Origin of the sequence: Mesorhizobium sp. M7A.F.Ca.US.014.04.1.1 (assembly GCF_003998745.1) — a bacterium.
Taxonomy (GTDB): Bacteria; Pseudomonadota; Alphaproteobacteria; order Rhizobiales; family Rhizobiaceae; genus Mesorhizobium; species Mesorhizobium ciceri.
In genome coordinates this window covers 1-1,265 of the sequence record NZ_RZRW01001010.1, presented here as the reverse complement: position 1 = coordinate 1,265, position 1,265 = coordinate 1, and the positions used below count along the sequence as shown (strand labels likewise).

Below are 1,265 nucleotides of genomic sequence, written 5' to 3'. Positions count from 1 at the left end.
GCGCGACAGGCTCGCGCGCCTGCGGACCAAGAACTCAGAAACCTGACCGAAAGCAAGGTCGAACAAGGCATCGACAAGATTGCTGCGGACGCAAACATTTTCCGTGCCCAGATCGCCACTCTTGAGAGCCGGAAGGCCATTTTGGATGCGGTCATGGCCGACACCGCCAGCCGGCTTTCCGGGTTGCGGGTTCTCGAGCCGCAGGTCAGTTTGCTGACCCAGCGATACAACGAACTTCTTGGCCGGCAACAGGATTTGACGCGGCGTATCGGAGTTCCCTCGGCTGGAATTTCCATCCTATCGGCGGCATGGCCGCCGACCATCCCGCAGACCTTGCCCGCCATCTTCCTTGTTCCGCCCGGGATGATTGTGTTCGCTATACTGGGCGCGATTTTCGTCACGATGCGCAATCACTTCGATCGGACTTTCCGCGGTGAGACCGAGGCGGAAGCGGTGCTCAAGGTTCCATGTATGGGGCAGATTCCCGAAGCAGGCAGGGTGCATGCCAAACGACTGCGAACCCTTGTCCTGGGCGAGCGCAGCTCCGCCTATAGCCGCGCCGTGACGTCGTTGCTGATTGCTGCGGCGCCCAATGCGCTGAGGGCTCGTTCGTCGTACACGGCGCTTGTCACCTCCAGCGTCCCGGAGGATGGGGGGACCGAGCTCGCATGGAGTCTGGCGCTGGCCGGCACGCGGATGGGCGGTCGTGTTCTCTTGATCGATCTTGAACGCAAGGGCGTTCAACTCACGCTCGAGTTCCTGCATCAGTTCAGCGAGCGCAAGAGCCGCCATTCCTTCGCTGATTATGTCTGCAATCGCAGCAACCTGGAAAACGCCGTGGCCAGTCTGCATGAAATCGGCATCGACGTGATGACCGCTGCTCCGTCGGACGATCTGCTGGCGGTGTTGTCCTGCGAGGATGGGGGCAAAGTGATGGCGGATCTGCACTTGACCTATCGCATCGTCATCATAAACCTGCCGTCGGCGCTCGGGCGGCCGGAAGCCAAATTTCTGGCTGGATGGGCTGATGCGGTGCTTTTTGCCGTCCGATGGAGGAAAACGCCACGTACCCTCGCTCGCGGGGTGCTGGAACTCCTTCAGGGCAACGGTTCTCTTGCGGTACCCGTCGGCAGCGTCCTCACGCAAGTGAACTTGAAAAAACATGCCGGATATCGGCTCGAGGATAGCGCCGACCTCTTGCGCGAGCAGATAGCATGACGGCCACAGGCTCGTCCCTGGGCTACGAAAGATCCGGGGGCGGTTCA

General features: G+C 60.8%; 1 pseudogene. It reads left to right on the top strand.

Annotated features, from left to right (window positions below):
- A pseudogene (locus EOA22_RS34025) lies at positions 1 to 1,218 on the top strand (exopolysaccharide biosynthesis protein); the annotation flags it as partial.
- Positions 1,219 to 1,265: the final 47 nt, after the last annotated feature.